The sequence below is a fragment of the Pseudomonas sp. WS 5027 genome, from assembly GCF_012985695.1.
Classification (GTDB): Bacteria; Pseudomonadota; Gammaproteobacteria; order Pseudomonadales; family Pseudomonadaceae; genus Aquipseudomonas; species Aquipseudomonas hygromyciniae.
Window position 1 is genome coordinate 34,437 of record NZ_JAAQWU010000007.1, and the last position, 21,152, is coordinate 55,588.

Here is a 21,152-nt window from a genome sequence, read left to right on the forward strand (position 1 = left end):
ACCTATTAAAAAGACCGTTCGGAACTATGGTGCAGAAATTGCTACTTGCGATTTGCCTGACCCCGTTCAGTAACAGTCCTAATCGCGCCACAAGCGCTTATCGTGGTTTCCAGGGATTACATAATGAAAAAAGCATTGCTGACCCTTTCTGCACTCGCTCTGTGCATGGCCGCCGGTACCGCCCTGGCCAAGGAATACAAAGAATTGCGTTTTGGTGTGGACCCTTCCTACGCGCCGTTTGAATCCAAGGCCGCAGACGGCAGCCTGGTGGGCTTCGATATCGACCTGGGCAACGCCATTTGTGCGCAGTTGAAGGTCAAGTGCAAGTGGGTAGAAAGCGACTTTGACGGCATGATCCCGGGCCTCAAAGCCAAGAAGTTCGACGGCGTAATTTCGTCCATGACCGTAACCCCGGCCCGCGAGAAGGTTATCGACTTCTCCAGCGAGCTGTTTTCCGGCCCCACTTCCTACGTGTTCAAGAAAGGCGCCGGCCTGAGCGAAGATATTGCGTCCCTCAAGGGCAAGACCGTCGGTTATGAGCAAGGCACCATCCAGGAGGCCTATGCCAAGGCCGTGCTGGACAAAGCCGGGGTGAAAACCCAGGCCTATCAGAACCAGGACCAGGTGTACGCCGACCTGACCTCGGGCCGCCTCGATGCATCGATCCAGGACATGCTGCAGGCCGAACTGGGCTTTTTGAAATCGCCACAAGGCGCGGACTACGAAGTCAGCAAGCCGGTGGACAGCGAAATGCTGCCCTCCAAAACCGCCGTGGGTATCGCGAAAGGTAACAAAGAGCTGAAAGCCCTCTTGGATAAAGGTATCAAAGCGTTACACGATGATGGCACCTACGCCACTATCCAGAAAAAACACTTTGGCGATCTGAACCTGTACAGCGGCAAGTAATGCTGCGGCGCCCACTCCGTCATGGGGTGGGCGCACTATCGATGGCCAAGGGCATACCCCATGTTTGAAGACCTGTTGCAGACCCTCGGGCTTGGCGCGTTCAGCCTGCAAGGGTTTGGCCCGCTATTGCTGCAAGGCACCTGGATGACCATCAAGCTGTCGGTGCTGTCTCTGGCCGTCAGCGTAGTACTGGGCCTGCTCGGCGCCAGCGCCAAGTTGTCGAGCGTGGCGCTGTTGCGTATCCCCGCCCAGCTCTACACCACCCTGATTCGCGGCGTGCCGGACCTGGTGCTGATGCTGCTGATTTTCTACAGCCTGCAAACCTGGCTGACCAGTTTCACCGACTACATGGAATGGGAATACATCGAGATCAACCCGTTCGGCGCCGGGGTGATTACCCTGGGTTTTATCTACGGTGCGTATTTCACCGAGACTTTTCGCGGCGCGATCCTCGCCGTGCCCCGCGGCCAGTTGGAGGCTGCCACGGCTTATGGCCTCACACGCGCACAGCGCTTTCGCTACGTGACGTTCCCGCAAATGATGCGCTTTGCCCTGCCGGGTATCGGCAATAACTGGATGGTGATGCTCAAGGCCACGGCACTGGTGTCGATCATCGGCTTGGCCGACGTGGTCAAGGCCGCCCAGGACGCGGGCAAAAGTACTTATCAGTTGTTCTTTTTCCTGGTGGTCGCGGCTTTGATCTACCTGGTCATCACCAGCGCGTCCAACTTCGTCCTGCGCAGGCTGGAAACCCGTTACGCCGCCGGCGTACGGGAGGCAGTGCGATGATCGAACTCTTACAGGAATACTGGCGCCCCTTCCTCTACAGCGACGGCCAGCACATGACCGGCCTGGCCATGACGATGTGGCTGCTCACGGCCTCGATCTGCATCGGTTTCGTGGTGTCGATCCCGCTATCCATCGCCCGCGTCTCGCCCAACCGCTGGGTACGCTGGCCGGTGCAGTTTTACACCTACCTGTTTCGCGGCACGCCGCTCTACATCCAGTTGCTGATTTGCTACACAGGCATCTACAGCCTGGCTGCCATTCGTGCGCAGCCGGTGCTGGATGCGTTCTTTCGCGACGCAATGAACTGCACCCTCCTCGCGTTTGCCCTCAACACCTGCGCCTACACCACGGAGATCTTCGCCGGGGCCATTCGCAGCATGGCCCACGGTGAGGTCGAGGCGGCGAAAGCTTATGGCCTGAGCGGCTGGAAACTGTATGCCTACGTGATCATGCCCTCGGCCCTACGTCGCTCGTTGCCGTACTACAGTAATGAAGTGATCCTGATGCTGCACTCGACGACGGTAGCCTTTACCGCGACGATCCCGGACATCCTCAAAGTGGCCCGGGACGCCAACTCGGCCACCTTCCTCACGTTCCAATCGTTTGGTATTGCTGCGCTGATCTACCTGACCGTGACCTTTGCCCTGGTCGGTCTGTTTCGTCTGGCGGAGCGTCGTTGGCTGGCCTTTCTCGGGCCTAGCCATTAAGGAGCCCCTATGCGGCAACAGATTCATCCCATCCTCGCACCGGTGCCTGGCACCACACGGCAGATCCACAGCTTCCACTTCGGGCCAGAGCAGGCCGAAGGCAAAATCTATATCCAATCCTCGCTACACGCCGACGAACTGCCCGGCATGCTGGTGGCCTGGCACTTGAAGGCACGCCTGGCGGAGTTGGCCACCGCCGGCCGCCTGCGCAGCGAAATCGTGCTGGTGCCAGTAGCCAACCCGGTAGGCCTGGAACAGGTGCTGATGGATATTCCACTAGGCCGCTACGAACTGGAGAGCGGGCAGAATTTCAATCGCCTGTTTGTCGACCTCAGTGACGAGGTCGGCAATCAGGTCGAGGGCCTACTGGGCGGCGATGCCAGGCTTAACGTCGCGCTGATCCGCGACAGCCTGCGCCAGGCCCTCGACCGCCATGTACCGGCCACGCAGCTGCAATCCCAGCGCCTGGTACTGCAACGCCTGGCCTGTGATGCCGATATGGTGCTGGACCTGCATTGTGACTTCGAAGCCGTCGCCCATTTGTACACCACACCCGAGGCCTGGCCGCAGGTCGAGCCGTTGGCCCGCTACATCGGCGCCGAAGCCAGCCTGCTGGCCACTGACTCCGGCGGGCAATCCTTCGATGAGTGTTTCACCCTGCTCTGGTGGCAGTTGCAGCAACGGTTTGGGCAACGCTTCGCGATTCCCCAGGGCAGCTTTTCGGTGACCCTGGAGTTGCGCGGCCAAGGTGATGTCAATCACGGCCTGGCCAGCCTCGATTGCCAGGCGATCATCGACTACCTGATCCGCTTTGGCGCCATCAGCGGCGAACCGGCGCCTCTGCCCGACTTGCCCTACCCCGCCACGCCACTGGCCGCCGTCGAGCCGGTAGCCACCCCGGTGGGCGGCCTGCTGGTGTTTCACGCGTTGCCAGGGGAATACCTGGAGGCCGGGCAGTTGGTCGCCGAGGTCATCGACCCCATTCACGACCGCATCAGCCCCGTTCATTGCCGGCATGCCGGTCTGCTGTATGCCCGTTCGCTTCGGCGCATGGCCACGGCCGGCATGGTGATTGCTCATGTCGCCGGCCTTACCCCCTATCGCAGTGGCTATTTACTATCGCCTTGAGGATGCACGCCCCATGTACAAACTGACCGTTGAAGGCCTGCATAAGAGCTATGGCGACCATGAAGTGCTCAAAGGTGTATCGCTAAAGGCCAAAAGCGGTGATGTGATCAGCCTGATCGGCGCCAGCGGCTCGGGCAAAAGCACCTTCCTGCGTTGCATCAACTTCCTTGAGCAACCCAATGACGGCGCCATGAGCCTCGATGGCCAGCCGATCCGCATGGTCAGCGACCGCACCGGGATGCGCGTGGCCGACGAGGCCGAGCTACAACGGCTGCGCACTCGCCTGGCGATGGTGTTTCAGCACTTCAACCTGTGGAGCCATATGAGCGTGCTGGAGAACATCACCATGGCCCCCCGCAGGGTCTTGGGGTGTAGCAAAAAGGACGCCGAGGACCGCGCCCGGCGTTATCTGGACAAGGTCGGGCTGCCGGCACGGGTAGCCGAGCAGTATCCGGCATTCCTCTCCGGTGGCCAGCAACAGCGGGTGGCTATCGCGCGCGCCCTGGCGATGGAGCCGGAGGTGATGCTGTTCGACGAGCCGACATCGGCTCTGGACCCGGAGTTGGTGGGCGAAGTGTTGAAGGTGATTCAGGGTTTGGCTGAAGAGGGCCGGACCATGATCATGGTGACCCACGAGATGAGTTTCGCGCGCAAGGTATCCAGCCAGGTGCTGTTTTTGCACCATGGCCTGGTGGAAGAGGAAGGCACACCGCAAGAGGTGCTCGGCAACCCGAAAAGCGAGCGCTTGCGGCAGTTTTTGAGTGGCAACCTGAAATAAACAGCGTACAACGCAGAGGCTTGGTGAAGGGATTGTTGTGGGTGTGGCGAGCGGGCTTGCCCCGCGCTGGGCTGCGTAGCAGTCCTAATAATTTCGCCACCTTTCTTCAGATAAACGGCGGTGTCAGGTTTCAGGGCTGCTACGCAGCCCAGCGCGGGGCAAGCCCGCTCGCCACAGATATCAAGCCACAGGCGCGGGTGGTGGCTCGTCCGGCAGGGTCGGCACGCCAGGCTCGGTGGGTTGTTCCGGGGTATCGGGGTCAGGCTGGCCAGGGATGCCGCCGGCGGCGGGGTCGGCCATCAGGGACCAGGCCAGAACACCAATCTGGTTGGGTTCAAGCCGGGCAAGTTCGGCGCTGATTCGCGGGTCGATCTTCATAGGGTACTCCTCAAGCGTGGCTCGGCGCGCTGTGCACGCGCCGAGGCAGTACACCCAATAGAGTGCCTGCCCGCTGACAAATTCCCTTGCTCTGTAAGACGTTTCGATCAGGTGCGTGGCAGAGTGACGCCGCGCTGGCCCTGGTACTTGCCGCCACGGTCCTTATAGGACACTTCGCACTCTTCGTCGGATTCGAAGAACAGCATCTGCGCCACGCCTTCGTTGGCGTAGATCTTGGCGGGCAAGGTGGTGGTGTTGGAGAACTCCAGGGTCACGTGGCCTTCCCATTCCGGCTCAAGCGGCGTCACGTTGACGATAATGCCGCAGCGCGCATAGGTGCTCTTGCCCAGGCAGATGGTCAGTACATTGCGCGGGATACGAAAGAACTCGACAGTGCGCGCCAGGGCGAAGGAGTTCGGCGGGATGATGCACACATCGCTCTTCACATCGACGAAGCTCTTTTCATCGAAGTTTTTCGGATCGACGGTGGCCGAGTTGATGTTGGTGAACACCTTGAACTCATCGGCGCAACGCACATCGTAGCCGTAGCTGGAAACCCCGAACGAAATCAGGCGCTCGGCGCCCTCACCGCGCATCTGGCGCTCGACGAAGGGTTCGATCATGCCGTGCTCTTGCGCCATGCGGCGAATCCACTTGTCCGATTTGATGCTCATGGCGGGTGTCCTGAATAGCGAGGTGGAAAATTCTGTTGGGCATCTTACCGGGGCTGGCCTCGCGGTTCAAAGGACGCGGGGGTTTTTCTTGATTAAGTTGCGCCGGATCACTGTCATCCGCAAAGGGCGAGCCTGCCCCCGAATTACAGGGCCGCAGGCCTGTAAAAGGCACCGCCAGTCACGAAAATAGAGAAACCTTCGGAAATACCATTGGCACGTTCCGGAAAAAGGGTTAAGGTGGCGCCACTGTGCTGCTTGTGTCACTGAGAATCTCTACACGATATGTTGAATTTCGATCCAACCATCTCCAAGAATTTTTCCTGCTCTTTGCACTCAGTCTCGGCCAGGGCTTTTCCTGAGTCGCAGTTAACTTTGTCCAAGGAGATACACCATGTCTAATCGCCAAACTGGTACCGTTAAGTGGTTCAACGATGAAAAAGGCTTCGGCTTCATCACTCCACAATCCGGTGACGACCTGTTCGTTCACTTCAAAGCTATCCAATCCGACGGCTTCAAAAGCCTGAAAGAAGGCCAACAGGTTTCTTTCATCGCTACCCGCGGTCAGAAAGGCATGCAAGCTGAAGAAGTTCAAGTTATCTAACTTGTACTGACTCAGTCGAAAGAACCCCGCCCTTAAAAGCGGGGTTTTTTTATGCCTGCCATTCGGTCGTTATGGTCGAGCACAAAAAAATGTGGGAGCGGGCTTGCCCGCGACTGCGATGGATCAGTCGGTACATCTGTCGACTGATACTGCGCATTCGCGAGCAAGCCCGCTCCCACATTGGGTCAAGCGTCGTTATTGAAACAACGACTCGCTCGACAGACCATTCTTCTCCAGGATCTCCCGCAAGCGCTTGAGACCCTCCACCTGGATCTGCCGCACCCGCTCACGGGTCAAGCCGATCTCCAGGCCAACATCTTCCAGGGTGCTGCTTTCATGGCCACGCAGGCCGAAGCGGCGAATCACCACCTCGCGCTGCTTGTCCGTCAGTTCTGAAAGCCATTGGTCGATGCTCTGTGACAAGTCATCGTCCTGCAACAGCTCACACGGATCCGTTGGTCGGTCATCCGTAAGGGTGTCCAGCAGGGTTTTATCCGAGTCCGGACCCAGCGAGACATCGACCGAAGACACACGCTCATTAAGACCCAGCATGCGCTTGACCTCTCCCACTGGTTTTTCCAGCAGGTTGGCGATCTCTTCAGGCGAAGGTTCATGATCAAGTTTCTGGGTGAGCTCACGTGCCGCCCGCAGGTACACGTTCAGCTCCTTGACGACATGAATCGGCAACCGGATGGTCCGGGTCTGATTCATGATTGCGCGCTCAATGGTCTGGCGAATCCACCACGTGGCGTAGGTCGAGAAGCGAAACCCCCGCTCGGGGTCGAACTTCTCTACTGCCCGGATCAAGCCGAGGTTGCCCTCTTCGATCAGGTCCAACAGCGACAGCCCACGATTGACATAGCGTCGGGCGATTTTCACCACCAGGCGCAGGTTGCTTTCAATCATGCGCTTGCGCCCAGCCGGATCGCCCTTTTGCGACAGTCGCGCAAAATGGACTTCTTCTTCGGGAGTGAGCAAGGGGGAAAAGCCGATTTCATTGAGGTACAACTGGGTAGCATCGAGCGCCCGGGTGTAATCAATATACTTATGCTGTTTTAACGCTGTGGAGTTTTTGGACTTGGTACGAACTGAAGGTACAGCGGGTCCCTCATTCGACATCGATTCCGTACCGATGCCGGTCTCCATAAGGAGAACCTCATCGTCGATGTCAAACTCCGGCGCTTCTTTACTGAGAGCCATTGTTATAGTCCTTTGGTGAGTTCGACCTCAAGCTCAAGCGACGCCTTTATCCTTGGCAACGCTGGAGCCTGTTCCTTCTACGTGAGGGAACAGGCTGACAACACATCAACGCCGGGGTAGGAATTGCAGTGGATCTACAGGTTTACCTTGGCGGCGAATCTCAAAGTGCAGTTTCACCCGGTCTGTACCAGTCGACCCCATTTCGGCAATTGTCTGTCCGACTTTGACCTGCTGCCCCTCCCGAACCAACAACCTGCGGTTATGACCGTAGGCACTGACGTAGGTATCGCTGTGTTTGATGATGACCAATTCGCCGTAGCCCCGTAAACCACTCCCGGCGTATACAACGGTCCCATCAGACGCAGCTAAAACAGGCTGTCCCAAATCCCCGGCGATATCAATGCCTTTATTCAAACTACCGTTTGAAGAGAATTTTCCAATAAGAATGCCATTTGAGGGCCATCCCCAACCGGTCGGCGCCGGTCCCGCAGGTGGCAACGGCGCGGGTGCCGGCTTGCTCGCAGGCTTAGCCGCAACGGTGCCTGCAGGCCGGGTGAAGACCGTAGTCTTGCTGGAAGACGAGGCCGAGGAACCGGATTTTGTCACAACTGCCGTGGGCGCCGAACCGGTGCGGCCATCGAAGCGGATGGTTTGCCCCGGATGTATCGTATAGGGCGCAGGAATATTGTTACGTGCTGCGAGCGCCTTGTAGTCCCAGCCATAACGGAAGGCGATCGAGAACATCGTATCGCCCTTGCGCACCACGTATTGCCCGGTGGTCACCGTAGGCCGTTGCGGTGCTGCGTTATTGCGGTCAACAACTCGTGCGCCGCTGCCCGTGCTGGAGCAGGCAGCCAGCAAGGAACTCAAGACAAGGCCAATCACCAGTCGCTGAAAGCTCGTTTTACTCATACGCTGCGCAATGACTGTGAGACTCACCCGCCGCTCCCTTTGTGGTGGCTGAAACATGAACGCCTGTATCAGGCTTGAAATATGTCGCAAGTATAACTGGCTGCCAGACTTTAACCGGCAACAGGGTAGAAACGAAAAATTCATCTCGTTTAATAACTACCCAACTTGATGTTGACTCAATGAACCCCGCTGTAAGACACATACCCAGCAATAGAATTCAGTGCGCTGTCACAAATGATCAGGCCAGGGGCCCATTAAGTAACGGAACAAAACGCACCGCTCCCAGGACATGCCGGGAAAAACCCTCTTCTTCGCGCACGATCAACATCAACTGCTGCACTTCGCCCGAACCCACCGGTATCACCAGGCGCCCGCCCGGAGCCAGTTGATCGAGTAGCGCCTGGGGCACATCGGTGGCCACTGCAGTCACGATGATGCCGTTGTAGGGCGCCAATGCCGGCCAGCCTTCCCAGCCATCCCCCCAGCGAAAGACCACGTTGCGCAGGTTCAGCTCCACCAGGCGCTCCTTGGCCCGGTCCTGCAGGACCTTGATCCGCTCCACGGAAAACACCCGCTCCACCAATTGCGAGAGTACGGCGGTCTGGTAGCCGGAGCCCGTACCAATCTCCAACACTTTGTCCAAAGGGCCCGCCGCCAACAGCAACTCGCTCATGCGCGCCACCATATAGGGCTGGGAAATGGTCTGGTTATGGCCGATGGGCAGCGCGGTATCTTCGTAGGCGCGATGGGCCAGGGCCTCATCGACAAACAGATGGCGCGGGGTACGGCGGATGACTTCCAGCACCTGGGCGTTGGACAACCCCTCTTCATAGAGCCGCTGGATCAAACGCTCACGGGTACGTTGGGAGGTCATGCCGATCCCCCGGCGCAACAGGTCGTCCTGTTCACGAGCCATCAGCGCAGCCCCTCCAACCAGGGATCGAGACCACCGAAGGCATCACTGAAGGTACGATCAAGTTGCAGCGGGGTAATCGAAACATAGCCTTGCATCACCGCATGAAAGTCCGTGCCTGGCCCGCCATCCTCGGCGTCGCCCGCTGCAGCAATCCAATAGCCTTCCCTGCCACGGGGATCGACCACTTTCAGCGGTGCCGCGGCGCGGGCGCGATGGCCCAGGCGGGTCAACTGGATGCCGCGAATATGGTCCAGGGGCAGATTGGGAATATTGACGTTGAGCACCGTACGCGGCGGCAGCACCAGGGTGCCGTGGGCCTCGACCAGTTTGCGCGCGAAATACGCGGCGCTCGCCAGGTTATCCACCTGCCGCGACGCCAGCGAAAAGGCGAAAGCCGTACGCCCCAGGAAGCGCCCTTCAAGGGCCGCCGCCACGGTGCCGGAATACAGCACGTCATCGCCCAGGTTCGCGCCCAGATTGATCCCGGAAACCACCAGATCCGGCTCATCGGCCAGCAAGCTGTTGATCGCCAGGTGCACGCAATCGGTCGGCGTGCCATTAACGCTGATAAAGCCGTTGGCCAGCGTCTGCGGGTGCAAGGGACGGTCGAGCGTCAGCGAACTGCTGGCGCCGCTTTTGTCCTGGTCCGGGGCAACCACCACGCACTCGGCGTAATCCGCCAGCGCAGCATGAAGCGCGGCAAGGCCGGGTGCGGTGACCCCGTCGTCGTTAGATATCAGAATACGCATGGGCTGTCCGTCTGCCCCACCGGCACCAGATCAACAAGCTCGCGCACCAAGACAGTGGCGAAGCATCCGGCCGGCAGGACGAATTCCAATTGCAGAATGTCAGTCTCGGGATAATGCCACGTCAACCCGCCAATGGGCAGTCGCAGAATGCGACGTTCCTGGCTCATGCCGGCTTTGGCCAGCCAATCGCACAGGTCCGCCTCGCTCGCAGCGACAGCTTGTTCCAGTTCATGGGTGGCGCCAGCGGCGGGCGAATCGCCTTCACCCCATTGCGGGCCGGTGGGATGAAGGTCGAGGATCGCCAGGCGTGGATCGCTGCACTCCGCCTCCCCGGCCGGGAAAAAACTGCGGCTATCGGTGAATGCCAGCAAGTCACCGACCTGGGCCCGCTGCCACGAACCATCGGCAACCCGCGCCGCCAGCACTTTATTGAACACAAAGCTGCGCGCCGTCGACAGCAGGCGCGAACGCACATTGCGTTGCTCCGGCAAAGCCTTGCGGGCCGCCCAGTCGCGAGCATCGACGACGTTACCGCCGTCATGGCCAAAACGCTGGGAGCCGAAATAGTTGGGAATACCGTGCTTGGCGATCAATTTCAGACGCGCGTCGATAGCGGCCGGATCGCCAGCCAGTTGGGTCAGGCGCAGGGTGAAACCGTTGGCCGCATGCGCGCCACGCTGCAATTTACGTTTGTGGCGGGCGGTCTTGAGAATCTTCAGGGTGCCGTTTTGCGCCGCGCTCAGGTCTGGATCGGCCTTGCCCGGCAGTTGCACGCTGAACCACTGGCGCGTCAGCGCCTGGCGGTCCTTGAGGCCGGCATAGCTGACGGTGCGCAACGGCACACCGGCCGCCTTGGCAATGCGCCGCGCAGCCTCTTCAGTGTTCAGGCCGCGCTTTTCCACCCACATCCACAGGTGCTCACCCTCGCCAGTCAGCGGGATATCCAGCACTTCATCCACCTGGAAATCTTCGGCAGTCGCCTTGAGCACCGCGCTGCCCAGTGCGTCGCCATAGGCCCGCGGGCCCAACAATTGCAGTTCGTTCATGCGCGCAACAACAAGGCGACGGAGTGCACGGCGATGCCCTCTTCACGACCGGTAAACCCGAGCTTTTCGGTAGTGGTGGCTTTCACGTTGACTTGATCCAGTTCTATTTGCAGGTCGGCGGCAATCACGGCGCGCATCGATTCGATATGTGGGGCCATTTTCGGCGCCTGGGCAACGATGGTGTTATCGACATTGCCGACCTTCCAGCCCTTGGCATGGATCAGGCCGACCACGTGCCGCAGCAGCACGCGACTGTCCGCGCCCTTGAAAGTGGGATCGGTGTCCGGAAAGTGTTTGCCGATATCCCCCAACGCTGCTGCGCCGAGCAAGGCATCGCTCAGGGCATGCAGCACAACGTCGCCGTCGGAATGAGCCAGCAACCCATGGTGGTGCGCAATGCGCACGCCACCCAGTGTGATGAAGTCGCCTTCGGCGAAACGGTGCACATCATAGCCGTGGCCAATACGCATAAAAAAACGCCCCGATTTAATTCAGGGCGTGATTCTACCTACTTTTGCCGGACATTAACCGAGCAAAGCACGTCCATGATGACGCAAGTGGTCCTCAATGAAGCTGGCGATAAAGAAGTAGCTGTGGTCATAGCCCGGTTGCAGGCGCAGCTCCAACGGGTGGCCGGCCGCCTTGGCAGCTTGCTGCAAGGCCTCGGGCTTGAGCTGGGAGGCCAGGAAGTCGTCGCGATCACCCTGATCCACCAGCAATGGCAGTTTTTCCGAAGCTTCGCTGATCAGCACGCAAGCGTCCCATTCGCGCCACTTCGAACGCTCTTCTCCCAAGTAACGGGAAAAAGCCTTCTGCCCCCAAGGGCAATCCATCGGGTTATTGATTGGCGAAAACGCCGACACTGACTGATAGCGCCCGGGATTGCGCAAAGCACACACCAGCGCACCGTGGCCGCCCATGGAGTGCCCGCTGATACCGCGCTTGTCGCAAGCCGGGAAATGCGCTTCCACCAACGCCGGCAATTCCTGCACCACATAGTCATGCATCCGATAATGCCGGGCCCAAGGTTCCTGGGTGGCATTGAGATAGAAGCCCGCCCCCAGGCCAAAGTCCCAGGCATTATCCGGATCACCCGGTACACCCGGCCCACGAGGACTGGTATCCGGTGCCACGATGATCATTCCCAGTTCGGCCGCCACACGCTGCGCGCCGGCCTTCTGCATGAAGTTCTCATCGGTACAGGTCAGCCCCGACAGCCAATACAACACCGGCAGCTTGCCGCCCTGCTCCGCTTGGGGCGGTAGGTAGACGGCGAAGGTCATGTCGCAGTCCAGCACATCGGAATGATGCTTGTAACGCTTGTGCCAGCCGCCGAAGCTCTTCTGGCACGACAGGTTTTCCAGACTCATGGCCGACCTCAGAAATGGATGACGGTGCGAATGCTCTTGCCTTCATGCATCAGGTCGAATGCCTTATTGATATCTTCCAGGCCCATGGTGTGGGTGATGAAGGTATCCAGGGGAATTTCGCCGGTCTGGGCCATTTCCACATAACTTGGCAACTCGCTGCGGCCACGCACGCCACCGAATGCCGAACCGCGCCAGACGCGACCGGTCACCAACTGGAATGGACGGGTAGCGATTTCCTGGCCGGCGCCGGCGACACCGATGATCACCGACTCGCCCCAACCCTTGTGGCAGCACTCAAGGGCTGCGCGCATCAGTTGCACATTGCCGATGCATTCGAAGGAAAAGTCCACGCCGCCATCAGTCAAATCGACAATCACGTCCTGGATCGGACGGTCGTAGTCTTTCGGGTTGATGCAGTCGGTGGCGCCCAGTTGCTTGGCGATCTCGAACTTGGCCGGGTTGATATCGATGGCGATGATCCGAGCAGCCTTGGCTTTAACCGCGCCGATCACCGCCGACAAGCCAATCCCGCCCAGGCCGAAGATGGCTACGGTGTCGCCCGGCTTGACCTTGGCGGTGTTGATCACCGCACCGATCCCGGTGGTGACGCCACAGCCCAGCAAGCAGACTTTTTCCAGCGGGGCTTCTTTAGGAATCTTGGCCACGGAGATTTCCGGCAACACCGTGTACTCGGAAAAGGTCGAAGTCCCCATGTAGTGGAAAATCGGCTGGCCCTTGTAGGAAAAACGCGTGGTGCCATCCGGCATCAGACCTTTGCCCTGGGTTGCGCGAATGGCCTGGCACAGGTTGGTCTTGCCGGACAGGCAGAATTTGCACTTGCCACACTCCGGGGTATACAGCGGGATCACATGGTCGCCCACCGCTACCGAGGTCACACCCTCGCCAATCGCCTCGACTACCGCGCCGCCTTCATGGCCGAGGATCGACGGGAAGATACCTTCCGGATCGGCGCCCGACAGGGTGTAGGCATCGGTATGGCAAACCCCGGAAGCGACCACGCGCAACAGGACTTCACCCGCCTTGGGCATGGCCACATCCACTTCCACGATCTCCAGCGGTTTCTTGGCTTCAAAGGCGACAGCGGCGCGTGACTTGATCATCCGGGTTTCTCCAGGGGCTTGAAAAGTGAGACGGGCAGTGTAAAACATGGCCCATTGATTAATAATCCGAGCAAAAGCAAAACATTATTGCTGTACTGGGATAATCACCATGTTGGAAAACCGCTGGGAAGGCATCGATGAGTTTGTCGCCGTGGCCGAGTGCAGCCAATTCACGGCCGCAGCCGAACGCCTGGGAGTGTCCTCATCCCATATCAGCCGCCAGGTGGCACGCCTGGAAGAACGCCTGCAAACCCGCCTGCTCTATCGCAGCACCCGGCGCGTGACACTGACCGAGGCCGGGCAGACCTTTCTGCAACATTGCCAACGCCTGCAAGATGGGCGCGAAGAAGCCCTGCGCGCCGTGGGCGACCTGACCAGCGAACCCAAGGGCATGTTGCGCATGACCTGCGCCGTGGCCTATGGCGAACGTTTTATCGTGCCTTTGGTCACGCGCTTCATGGGGCTGTATCCGCAACTGCGAGTGGATATCGAACTGAGCAACCGCCCCCTCGACCTGGTGCATGAAGGTCTGGATCTGGCGATTCGCCTGGGTCGCCTGCAGGACTCGCGGATGGTCGCCAGCCGTCTGGCGCCACGGCGCATGTATCTGTGCGCCTCGCCGTCCTACCTGGAGCGGTATGGGCGCCCACATAGCTTGTCGGAACTGAGCCGACATAACTGCCTGATCGGCAGCTCGGATATTTGGCAGTTGGCCCAGGATGGGCGCGAGTTTTCCCAAAGGGTGCAGGGAAACTGGCGCTGCAACAGTGGGCAGGCAGTGCTGGATGCGGCGCTACAAGGGGTGGGGTTGTGTCAGTTACCGGACTATTACGTGCTGGAGCACTTGCACAGCGGAGCGCTGGTTTCACTGCTTGAGGCCCATCAACCACCGAATACGGCGGTGTGGGCGCTGTATCCGCAGCAGCGGCATTTATCGCCGAAGGTGCGCAAGTTGGTGGATTACCTGAAGGAAGGGTTGGCTGGGCGACCGGAGTATGGCGGGTGATCTGGAGTGTCAGGCCCGGCCTCATCGCAGGCAAGCCAGCTCCCACACTTGGCCGCATTCCAGCAGGTATATGCAGTCGAGTGTGGGAGCTGGCTTGCCTGCGATAGAGTCAAATCGGTGTACCTGACTAGCTGCGATTCGCCCACCGCAACCTAAGCCACTCCAGATCCTCCGGCCGGGTCACCTTAATATTGTCCGCGCGCCCTTCGACCAGCCGTGGCGCCTGGCCGGACCATTCCATGGCCGAGGCTTCGTCGGTGATGACCGCATCGGCTACCAGGTTATCGGCCAAGGCACGATGCAAGGCGCCCAGGCGAAACATTTGCGGCGTGTAGGCTTGCCAAATCAGGCTACGGTCAATGGTTTCCACCACCCGCCCGTGCTTGTCGACACGCTTGAGGGTGTCGCGGGCCGGCACGGCCAGCAAGCCGCCCACCGGGTCGTGCGCCAGTTCCGCCAGCAAATGGTCGAGATCTTCGCGGCTCAGGTTCGGCCGTGCGGCATCGTGCACCAGCACCCAATCGTCATCGCTGGCACCCAGGGCATTGAGTTGCAGCAACGCATTGAGCACCGAGCCTGAGCGCTCCGAACCACCGTCCGCGCGCTGAATACGCGGGTCGCCAGCACACGCCAGGTTGGGCCAATAAGGATCATCCACAGCCAGACTGACCACCAACCCCTTGAGTTGCGGATGGTCGAGAAAACAGCCAAGGCTATGTTCAAGAATAGTGCGCCCGCCCAACTGCAAATATTGCTTGGGACGGTCTGCGGCCATACGGGCACCGACGCCCGCAGCAGGAATCACGGCCCAGAAGGCCGGTAAACAGGAATTCATTGGGCCAACTGGTAGAGGGTTTCGCCCTCCTTGACCATGCCCAATTCATGACGAGCCCGCTCTTCAACGGTCTCCATGCCTTTTTTCAACTCAAGCACTTCGGCATCGAGCACACGGTTGCGCTCCAGCAACACCTCGTTTTCGGCGTGCTGCGCGGCAATTTGCTGGGTCAGGTCGGTTACCTGCGCCAGGCTGCCATTGCCCACCCAAAGGCGGTACTGCAGGCCAGCCAGCAGCAAGAGCAAGACGAGGAACAACCAATTGGGACTGCGCATCGAATATCGGGTATCCAGTGAAAAAAGACAGCCATGCATAACTTTTGAAGCAACTGATAGCACGAAGCCTGGAAGACCCAGGCTTGTGCTTGATAGGCATCAGATTAGTGCGCAAATTCACTCTACAGCGAGTTTTCCGACACAATCCGTTGTCTTTTTACCATCAACTACTCAGCCGCGAAACTCACCGCGACCGTTGTATTTGGCTTTACCGCCCAATTGCTCTTCGATACGCAGCAGTTGGTTGTACTTGGAAACGCGGTCGGAACGGCACAGGGAACCGGTTTTGATCTGGCCTGCCGAGGTGCCCACGGCCAGGTCGGCAATGGTCGAGTCTTCGGTTTCGCCGGAGCGGTGCGAGATCACGGCGGTGTAGCCCGCGGCCTTGGCCATCTGGATAGCTTCCAGGGTTTCGGTCAGGGTGCCGATCTGGTTGAACTTGATCAGGATCGAGTTGGCGATCTTCTTGTCGATGCCTTCTTTCAGGATCTTGGTGTTGGTCACGAACAGGTCGTCACCAACCAGTTGAATCTTCTCGCCGATCTTGTCGGTGAGGATTTTCCAACCGTCCCAGTCGGACTCGTCCAGGCCATCCTCGATCGAAATGATCGGGTAGCGCTGGGTCAGGCCCTTCAGGTATTCAGCGAAACCTTCGGAGTTGAACACCTGGCCTTCGCCGGACAGGTTGTACTTGCCATCTTCATAGAACTCGCTGGCCGCGCAGTCCAGGGCCAGGGTCACGTCGGTGCCCAGCTTGTAGCCAGCGTTGGCCACCGCTTCGGAGATCACTTTCAGTGCATCTTCGTTGGACGCCAGGTTCGGTGCGAAACCACCTTCGTCGCCCACAGCAGTGCTCAGGCCACGGGCCTTCAGCACAGCTTTGAGGTGATGGAAAATCTCGGTACCCATGCGCAGGCCTTCAGAGAAGGTCTTGGCGCCGACTGGCTGCACCATGAATTCCTGGATATCGACGTTGTTGTCCGCGTGTTCGCCACCGTTGATGATGTTCATCATCGGCACCGGCATCGAGTACACGCCCGGAGTGCCGTTCAGGTTGGCAATGTGCGCGTACAGCGGCAGGTCTTGATCCTGTGCAGCAGCCTTGGCAGCCGCCAGGGATACGGCGAGGATCGCATTGGCGCCGAGGCTGCCTTTGTTTTCAGTGCCGTCGAGCTTGATCATCGCGTGGTCCAGGGCTTTCTGGTCCAGCGGGTCCTTGCCCAGCAACAGGTCGCGGATCGGACCGTTGATGTTGGCTACCGCCTTGAGGACACCCTTGCCCAGGTAACGGCTCTTGTCGCCATCACGCAGTTCCAGCGCTTCGCGCGAACCGGTGGAAGCACCGGACGGCGCGCAGGCGCTGCCGATGATGCCGTTATCGAGAAGCACGTCGGCTTCGACGGTGGGGTTGCCACGGGAGTCGAGAACTTCACGACCTTTGATGTCGACGATTTTTGCCATTGTTGTTAACACTCCAAAGTTGACGAAAACGACGCAGCTGAAGGAAATCTTTTGACCGACCGCAAGGGTGGAACAACGGGGCAGGCTTGCAGACGACAAAGCCCAGGCCCGCAGGCCTGAGCATAAAACGCGGAAAGTTTACCGGAGAAACGCGGCTTACGCGGTCTCTACTGTCGGAAAACTCTTGACCAGTTCGTCCAACTGCTTGAGCTGGGCCAGGAATGGCTCCAGCTTGTCCAGGCGCAGGGCGCAAGGACCGTCGCACTTGGCGTTGTCCGGATCCGGGTGGGCTTCCAGGAACAGGCCAGCCAGGGACTGGCTGATACCGGCCTTGGCCAGATCCAACACCTGGGCACGTCGACCGCCGGCGGAATCTGCGCGACCACCCGGCATTTGCAGCGCGTGGGTCACATCGAAGAACACCGGGTATTCGAACTGTTTCATGATGCCGAAACCGAGCATATCCACCACGAGGTTGTTGTAGCCGAAGCTCGAACCACGCTCGCAGAGGATCAACTGGTCGTTACCCGCTTCCACGCACTTGTTCAGGATGTGTTTCATTTCCTGAGGCGCGAGGAACTGTGCTTTCTTGATATTGATCACAGCGCCGGTCTTGGCCATCGCGACAACCAGGTCGGTCTGGCGCGACAGAAAGGCCGGCAACTGGATGATGTCGCACACCTCGGCGACCACGGCCGCCTGCTCAGGCTCGTGGACGTCGGTGATGATTGGCACGCCGAAGGCTTGCTTGATGTCCTGGAAGATCCGCATGCCTTCTTCAAGGCCCGGGCCGCGATAGGAGGTCACGGACGAACGGTTGGCCTTGTCGAAGCTGGCCTTGAATACATAAGGGATACCCAGTTTCTCGGTAACCTTTACGTACTCTTCACAGACCTGCATCGCCATGTCGCGGCTTTCGAGCACGTTCATGCCGCCAAACAGCACCATGGGCTTGTCGTTGGCAATTTCGATATCGCCTACGCGAATGATCTTCTGGGCCATCAGGTTTACGCCTTCTTCTGATGTTGCGTGAGTGCAGCCTTGACGAAACCGCTGAACAACGGGTGACCGTCGCGCGGAGTCGAGGTGAACTCAGGGTGGAACTGGCAAGCGACGAACCACGGATGATCCGGGGCTTCGACCACTTCAACCAGCTTGCCGTCACCGGAGCGACCGGAGATTTTCAGGCCGGCTTCCTTGATCTGCGGCAGCAGGTTGTTGTTCACCTCGTAACGGTGACGGTGACGCTCGACAATTACGTCCTTGCCGTAGCAGTCGTGCACCAGCGAGCCGGACTCCAGCAGGCAATCCTGTGCGCCAAGGCGCATGGTGCCGCCCAGGTCGGAGCTTTCGGTGCGGGTTTCGACAGCGCCGGTGGCATCTTCCCACTCGGTGATCAAGCCCACGACCGGGTGGCCGCTGGTGTGATCGAACTCGGTGGAGTTGGCGTCTTTCCAGCCCAGCACGTTACGAGCAAACTCGATAACAGCCACTTGCATGCCCAGGCAGATACCCAGGTACGGCACCTTGTTCTCACGAGCGAACTGTACCGCCGTGATCTTGCCTTCCACGCCACGCAGGCCGAAACCGCCTGGAACGAGGATCGCATCAACACCTTCAAGCAGGGCGGTGCCCTGGTTCTCGATATCTTCGGAGTCGATATAGCGCAGGTTGACCTTGGTACGGTTGCTGATGCCGGCGTGGCTCATCGCTTCGATCAGCGACTTGTACGCATCCAGCAGTTCCATGTACTTACCGACCATGGCGATGGTGACTTCATGCTCAGGGTTGAGCTTGGCGTCGACCACGGCTTCCCACTCGGACAAGTCCGCGCCGCCGCACTGCAGGCCGAAACGCTCGACCACAAAATCATCCAGACCTTGGGAATGCAGGATGCCCGGGATCTTGTAGATAGTGTCGGCGTCTTCCAGGGCAATCACCGCACGCTCTTCAACGTTGGTGAACTGGGCGATCTTGCGACGCGAGGAAATGTCGATCGGATGATCGGAGCGGCACACCAGCACGTCCGGCTGCAGGCCGATGGAACGCAGTTCCTTGACCGAGTGCTGGGTAGGCTTGGTTTTGGTTTCGCCAGCGGTGGCGATGTACGGCACCAGTGTCAGGTGCATCAGCATCGCGCGCTTGGCGCCGACTTCGAAACGCAACTGGCGGATGGCTTCGAGGAACGGCTGGGACTCGATGTCACCCACAGTGCCACCGATCTCGACCATTGCCACGTCGGCATCGCCCGCGCCCTTGATGATGCGGCGCTTGATTTCGTCGGTGATGTGCGGGATCACCTGGATGGTTGCACCCAGATAGTCACCACGGCGCTCCTTGCGCAGGACGTGCTCGTAGACACGGCCGGTGGTGAAGTTGTTGTTCTGGGTCATGGTCGTGCGGATGAACCGCTCGTAGTGGCCCAGGTCCAGGTCGGTCTCGGCGCCGTCATGGGTGACGAACACTTCACCGTGCTGGAACGGGCTCATGGTGCCCGGGTCGACGTTGATGTACGGGTCCAGCTTGAGCATGGTGACCTTAAGTCCCCGCGCCTCCAGGATGGCCGCCAACGAAGCGGAGGCAATGCCTTTCCCCAATGAAGAAACAACACCGCCCGTGACGAATATGTAGCGCGTCATGAAAAACCCTAGAAGTCTGCGTTAAAGCGGTCGGAGCCGCCGGGGAAAGCGAAGGAAGGCCGAAGCCCCCGATCACCTGCATTAATCACAGTGCACCTTTCAAAAAAACCGCCGCGTTGTGACAGACCAGCAATGGAACACCGGTACGTTGATCGCTACACATTTTTTGGAATCGCCCAGCAAAGACTGCTTGGTAATCGGCAACGACTGTGTTTCAGGAGAATCCACAGAAGTTGTATCAAGAAGGGAGCGTAGTCTACCGGAAAGGCGCTATCAGCTCAAACCTTGATCGCAGGTTGGTGGCGCCCAATGTAATTGCCAGTCATCCCCCTGCCCTATCGAGGCCCTTGCCAGGTTGGCCACGGCCAGTAGGCGGGAGCCCTGGTACAGCAGCGGCAATCTGCCACGGATAAAACCCGGCACCGCACTTTCGTTGAGTAAACGCTTGAGATCACGCCGGCCACGGCCTGGCACTTCCATGACTTCACCGCCTTGGCGGTAGCCGATGCTCAAAGGGCCTTCGGGGGCATGCCCGCTGAAATACAGCTGGCCGTTGCCAGGTAACTGTAGTGGGTTTTGCGGGCGTGACCAGCTTAACGGAGTGTCGGAAAATTCCGACCAAGCGGCAGGCATCCACCAGATGCGATCGTTGCAACGGTGCAATTGGCCATCGGCCAGACGCCACACGGGCTGTGCGTCCGCCTTGGCATCACGCAGGGTATTCCAGCCGATCCAGTGCTCGCTGTCGGGCAACGGCGTCAGCGGCGCCAGCCAGTATCGCAGGGCATTACGCTGCCGGGCGTCGGAAAGATCACGCAACGGCGCAAGCACCAACGATGGCAGCGTTAGCCAGGGAAATTCCGATGGCAGCTGGGCGGCCTGCACATCCAATTGCGCCAGCTCATCGAGCAAGCCATGGGCCTCTGCCAGATGCCCAGCGGTTCGCGCCAGGGTATTCACGGCCTGAGGCCAGCGCGCGGTGAGCAGCGGGAACAATTGATGCCGCAAATAATTGCGAGAGAAACGTGGATCGCTGTTGGAAGGATCTTCAATCCAGCTCAACTGCTGCCCGCGGGCATAGACCTCCAACTCGGCTCGCGACACGTCCAGCAGCGGCCGCGCCAAGTGCCCCTCGCCCAAGGGACGCTGCGCTGGCATCGCCGCCAGCCCCCGCACCCCAGCGCCCCGCAGCAGACGGAACAGCAGGGTTTCGGCCTGATCGTCACGGTGCTGGCCAGTGAGTAGCAGTTCCCCTGGGCCAATTGCCTCGGCGAACGCCTGGTAGCGCGCATCACGGGCCGCCCGCTCAAGACTTGCACCCGGCTGCACGCACACATACATGACTCGCAGCGACACACCTGCAGCATCACAGACCGCCTGACAATGAGCTGGCCATGCGTCAGCCGCAGCCTGGAGGCCATGGTGAACATGGATCGCCTGCAGGGGCGGCAGGGACTGGTTTTTTGCCAGATCGGCGAGAAGGTGCAGCAGGACCGTAGAGTCGAGTCCGCCGGAGAAAGCGATATGCCAGGCCGAGGCGTTGCGCCACGGGGCGAGGGTTTGCAGAAGTTTGGCGGTTAGAGTTGGTTTCATCGCACGTTACCGCCACAAAACTGGAATACGTTAACCAAGCATATACAAAGCAAATGTGGGAGCGGGCT

The 21,152-nt window shown here is 59.5% G+C and carries 23 protein-coding genes; 7 read left to right on the forward strand and 16 right to left on the reverse strand.

All coding sequences use genetic code 11. From position 1 onward, the window contains the following. Window positions 1–123 precede the first annotated feature (123 nt). The 5 genes from HBO09_RS10835 to HBO09_RS10855 are packed head-to-tail and all read left to right on the forward strand — an operon-like array spanning window position 124 to window position 4,308. Window positions 124–906 (forward strand): transporter substrate-binding domain-containing protein, encoded by a 783-nt coding sequence (locus HBO09_RS10835; RefSeq protein WP_169996920.1) that lies wholly within the window; start codon window positions 124–126, stop codon window positions 904–906. Between the two features lie 60 nt (window positions 907–966). After that, a complete protein-coding gene (locus tag HBO09_RS10840; protein WP_169996918.1) occupies window positions 967–1,695 on the forward strand; it encodes an ABC transporter permease in 729 nt (242 codons plus the stop codon). Continuing rightward, on the forward strand, window positions 1,692–2,402 hold the full coding sequence (locus HBO09_RS10845; RefSeq protein ID WP_169996916.1) for an ABC transporter permease: 711 nt from the start codon (window positions 1,692–1,694) through the stop codon (window positions 2,400–2,402). Before HBO09_RS10840 ends, HBO09_RS10845 begins: the two co-directional genes overlap by 4 nt. Before the next feature lie 9 nt (window positions 2,403–2,411). Then, window positions 2,412–3,530 carry a succinylglutamate desuccinylase/aspartoacylase family protein gene (locus HBO09_RS10850; protein ID WP_169996914.1) on the forward strand — a complete coding sequence of 373 codons (1,119 nt, stop codon included), beginning with the start codon at window positions 2,412–2,414 and terminating at the stop codon, window positions 3,528–3,530. 13 nt (window positions 3,531–3,543) lie between these two features. Beyond that, window positions 3,544–4,308, forward strand: a complete 765-nt coding sequence (locus tag HBO09_RS10855) for an ATP-binding cassette domain-containing protein (protein WP_169996912.1) — start codon at window positions 3,544–3,546, stop codon at window positions 4,306–4,308. Window positions 4,309–4,488: 180 nt separating this feature from the next. Here the strand turns inward: HBO09_RS10855 and HBO09_RS10860 are convergent, their stop codons facing one another. Both HBO09_RS10860 and dcd read right to left on the reverse strand, forming a co-directional pair. Beyond that, a complete protein-coding gene (locus tag HBO09_RS10860; protein ID WP_029297182.1) occupies window positions 4,489–4,686 on the reverse strand; it encodes a hypothetical protein in 198 nt (65 codons plus the stop codon). 107 nt (window positions 4,687–4,793) lie between these two features. Next, window positions 4,794–5,360 (reverse strand): dCTP deaminase, encoded by a 567-nt coding sequence (gene dcd, locus HBO09_RS10865; RefSeq protein ID WP_003219273.1) that lies wholly within the window; start codon window positions 5,358–5,360, stop codon window positions 4,794–4,796. A 391-nt stretch (window positions 5,361–5,751) separates the two neighbouring features. Here dcd and HBO09_RS10870 point away from each other — a divergent pair, with 391 nt between their 5' ends. Further along, a complete protein-coding gene (locus tag HBO09_RS10870; RefSeq protein ID WP_002554837.1) occupies window positions 5,752–5,961 on the forward strand; it encodes a cold-shock protein in 210 nt (69 codons plus the stop codon). 195 nt (window positions 5,962–6,156) lie between these two features. Here HBO09_RS10870 and rpoS read toward each other — a convergent pair whose 3' ends face one another. The 8 genes from rpoS to HBO09_RS10910 all read right to left on the reverse strand — a co-directional run bounded on the left by rpoS (window position 6,157) and on the right by HBO09_RS10910 (window position 13,275). Then, window positions 6,157–7,161: an RNA polymerase sigma factor RpoS gene (rpoS, locus tag HBO09_RS10875; protein ID WP_038446486.1), complete on the reverse strand. Its 1,005-nt coding sequence runs from the start codon at window positions 7,159–7,161 to the stop codon at window positions 6,157–6,159. A 105-nt stretch (window positions 7,162–7,266) separates the two neighbouring features. After that, window positions 7,267–8,100, reverse strand: a complete 834-nt coding sequence (locus tag HBO09_RS10880) for a peptidoglycan DD-metalloendopeptidase family protein (protein ID WP_169996910.1) — start codon at window positions 8,098–8,100, stop codon at window positions 7,267–7,269. A gap of 211 nt (window positions 8,101–8,311) precedes the next feature. Next, a complete protein-coding gene (locus tag HBO09_RS10885) occupies window positions 8,312–8,947 on the reverse strand; it encodes a protein-L-isoaspartate(D-aspartate) O-methyltransferase (RefSeq protein ID WP_169865481.1) in 636 nt (211 codons plus the stop codon). A 41-nt stretch (window positions 8,948–8,988) separates the two neighbouring features. Continuing rightward, entirely contained in the window at window positions 8,989–9,738 is a 750-nt protein-coding gene (gene surE / locus HBO09_RS10890) for a 5'/3'-nucleotidase SurE (protein ID WP_169996908.1), read from the reverse strand. Continuing rightward, window positions 9,726–10,784 (reverse strand): tRNA pseudouridine(13) synthase TruD, encoded by a 1,059-nt coding sequence (gene truD, locus HBO09_RS10895; protein ID WP_169996906.1) that lies wholly within the window; start codon window positions 10,782–10,784, stop codon window positions 9,726–9,728. The genes surE and truD overlap by 13 nt, the downstream gene beginning before the upstream one ends. Continuing rightward, the gene (gene ispF, locus HBO09_RS10900) at window positions 10,781–11,254 is read right to left on the reverse strand and encodes a 2-C-methyl-D-erythritol 2,4-cyclodiphosphate synthase (RefSeq protein WP_029297241.1); all 474 of its coding nucleotides are present in this window, start codon (window positions 11,252–11,254) and stop codon (window positions 10,781–10,783) included. The genes truD and ispF overlap by 4 nt, the downstream gene beginning before the upstream one ends. A 54-nt stretch (window positions 11,255–11,308) precedes the next feature. Continuing rightward, on the reverse strand, window positions 11,309–12,154 hold the full coding sequence (gene fghA, locus HBO09_RS10905; RefSeq protein ID WP_169996904.1) for an S-formylglutathione hydrolase: 846 nt from the start codon (window positions 12,152–12,154) through the stop codon (window positions 11,309–11,311). An 8-nt stretch (window positions 12,155–12,162) separates the two neighbouring features. Then, window positions 12,163–13,275: an S-(hydroxymethyl)glutathione dehydrogenase/class III alcohol dehydrogenase gene (locus HBO09_RS10910; RefSeq protein WP_076962184.1), complete on the reverse strand. Its 1,113-nt coding sequence runs from the start codon at window positions 13,273–13,275 to the stop codon at window positions 12,163–12,165. A 109-nt stretch (window positions 13,276–13,384) separates the two neighbouring features. Here HBO09_RS10910 and HBO09_RS10915 point away from each other — a divergent pair, with 109 nt between their 5' ends. Beyond that, the gene (locus HBO09_RS10915) at window positions 13,385–14,281 is read left to right on the forward strand and encodes a LysR substrate-binding domain-containing protein (RefSeq protein ID WP_070995747.1); all 897 of its coding nucleotides are present in this window, start codon (window positions 13,385–13,387) and stop codon (window positions 14,279–14,281) included. Window positions 14,282–14,408: 127 nt separating this feature from the next. On the opposite strand, the gene ispD is transcribed toward HBO09_RS10915, so the two are convergent. From ispD to tilS, 6 genes are all read right to left on the reverse strand, one after another. Beyond that, window positions 14,409–15,116, reverse strand: coding sequence for a 2-C-methyl-D-erythritol 4-phosphate cytidylyltransferase (ispD, locus tag HBO09_RS10920; protein ID WP_169996902.1), 708 nt, complete (start codon window positions 15,114–15,116; stop codon window positions 14,409–14,411). Beyond that, window positions 15,113–15,391 carry a cell division protein FtsB gene (gene ftsB, locus HBO09_RS10925; RefSeq protein ID WP_029297251.1) on the reverse strand — a complete coding sequence of 93 codons (279 nt, stop codon included), beginning with the start codon at window positions 15,389–15,391 and terminating at the stop codon, window positions 15,113–15,115. The genes ispD and ftsB overlap by 4 nt, the downstream gene beginning before the upstream one ends. A gap of 171 nt (window positions 15,392–15,562) precedes the next feature. Then, the gene (gene eno / locus HBO09_RS10930) at window positions 15,563–16,852 is read right to left on the reverse strand and encodes a phosphopyruvate hydratase (protein ID WP_029297253.1); all 1,290 of its coding nucleotides are present in this window, start codon (window positions 16,850–16,852) and stop codon (window positions 15,563–15,565) included. Window positions 16,853–17,008: 156 nt separating this feature from the next. Beyond that, the gene (gene kdsA, locus HBO09_RS10935; RefSeq protein WP_010212442.1) at window positions 17,009–17,854 is read right to left on the reverse strand and encodes a 3-deoxy-8-phosphooctulonate synthase; all 846 of its coding nucleotides are present in this window, start codon (window positions 17,852–17,854) and stop codon (window positions 17,009–17,011) included. 5 nt (window positions 17,855–17,859) lie between these two features. After that, window positions 17,860–19,491, reverse strand: coding sequence for a CTP synthase (locus HBO09_RS10940; RefSeq protein ID WP_169996899.1), 1,632 nt, complete (start codon window positions 19,489–19,491; stop codon window positions 17,860–17,862). A 273-nt stretch (window positions 19,492–19,764) separates the two neighbouring features. Next, window positions 19,765–21,084 (reverse strand): tRNA lysidine(34) synthetase TilS, encoded by a 1,320-nt coding sequence (gene tilS, locus HBO09_RS10945; RefSeq protein WP_169996897.1) that lies wholly within the window; start codon window positions 21,082–21,084, stop codon window positions 19,765–19,767. Window positions 21,085–21,152 lie beyond the last annotated feature (68 nt).

What these genes read in the sequence shown, in the direction of transcription:
- HBO09_RS10835 (WP_169996920.1), top strand. Translation starts at nt 124, where the DNA reads ATGAAAAAAGCATTGCTGACCCTTTCTGCACTCGCTCTGTGCATGGCC.
- HBO09_RS10840 (WP_169996918.1), top strand. Translation starts at nt 967, where the DNA reads ATGTTTGAAGACCTGTTGCAGACCCTCGGGCTTGGCGCGTTCAGCCTG.
- HBO09_RS10845 (WP_169996916.1), top strand. Translation starts at nt 1,692, where the DNA reads ATGATCGAACTCTTACAGGAATACTGGCGCCCCTTCCTCTACAGCGAC.
- HBO09_RS10850 (WP_169996914.1), top strand. Translation starts at nt 2,412, where the DNA reads ATGCGGCAACAGATTCATCCCATCCTCGCACCGGTGCCTGGCACCACA.
- HBO09_RS10855 (WP_169996912.1), top strand. Translation starts at nt 3,544, where the DNA reads ATGTACAAACTGACCGTTGAAGGCCTGCATAAGAGCTATGGCGACCAT.
- HBO09_RS10860 (WP_029297182.1), bottom strand. Translation starts at nt 4,686, where the DNA reads ATGAAGATCGACCCGCGAATCAGCGCCGAACTTGCCCGGCTTGAACCC.
- dcd (WP_003219273.1), bottom strand. Translation starts at nt 5,360, where the DNA reads ATGAGCATCAAATCGGACAAGTGGATTCGCCGCATGGCGCAAGAGCAC.
- HBO09_RS10870 (WP_002554837.1), top strand. Translation starts at nt 5,752, where the DNA reads ATGTCTAATCGCCAAACTGGTACCGTTAAGTGGTTCAACGATGAAAAA.
- rpoS (WP_038446486.1), bottom strand. Translation starts at nt 7,161, where the DNA reads ATGGCTCTCAGTAAAGAAGCGCCGGAGTTTGACATCGACGATGAGGTT.
- HBO09_RS10885 (WP_169865481.1), bottom strand. Translation starts at nt 8,947, where the DNA reads ATGACCTCCCAACGTACCCGTGAGCGTTTGATCCAGCGGCTCTATGAA.
- surE (WP_169996908.1), bottom strand. Translation starts at nt 9,738, where the DNA reads ATGCGTATTCTGATATCTAACGACGACGGGGTCACCGCACCCGGCCTT.
- truD (WP_169996906.1), bottom strand. Translation starts at nt 10,784, where the DNA reads ATGAACGAACTGCAATTGTTGGGCCCGCGGGCCTATGGCGACGCACTG.
- ispF (WP_029297241.1), bottom strand. Translation starts at nt 11,254, where the DNA reads ATGCGTATTGGCCACGGCTATGATGTGCACCGTTTCGCCGAAGGCGAC.
- fghA (WP_169996904.1), bottom strand. Translation starts at nt 12,154, where the DNA reads ATGAGTCTGGAAAACCTGTCGTGCCAGAAGAGCTTCGGCGGCTGGCAC.
- HBO09_RS10910 (WP_076962184.1), bottom strand. Translation starts at nt 13,275, where the DNA reads ATGATCAAGTCACGCGCCGCTGTCGCCTTTGAAGCCAAGAAACCGCTG.
- HBO09_RS10915 (WP_070995747.1), top strand. Translation starts at nt 13,385, where the DNA reads ATGTTGGAAAACCGCTGGGAAGGCATCGATGAGTTTGTCGCCGTGGCC.
- ispD (WP_169996902.1), bottom strand. Translation starts at nt 15,116, where the DNA reads ATGAATTCCTGTTTACCGGCCTTCTGGGCCGTGATTCCTGCTGCGGGC.
- ftsB (WP_029297251.1), bottom strand. Translation starts at nt 15,391, where the DNA reads ATGCGCAGTCCCAATTGGTTGTTCCTCGTCTTGCTCTTGCTGCTGGCT.
- eno (WP_029297253.1), bottom strand. Translation starts at nt 16,852, where the DNA reads ATGGCAAAAATCGTCGACATCAAAGGTCGTGAAGTTCTCGACTCCCGT.
- kdsA (WP_010212442.1), bottom strand. Translation starts at nt 17,854, where the DNA reads ATGGCCCAGAAGATCATTCGCGTAGGCGATATCGAAATTGCCAACGAC.
- HBO09_RS10940 (WP_169996899.1), bottom strand. Translation starts at nt 19,491, where the DNA reads ATGACGCGCTACATATTCGTCACGGGCGGTGTTGTTTCTTCATTGGGG.
- tilS (WP_169996897.1), bottom strand. Translation starts at nt 21,084, where the DNA reads ATGAAACCAACTCTAACCGCCAAACTTCTGCAAACCCTCGCCCCGTGG.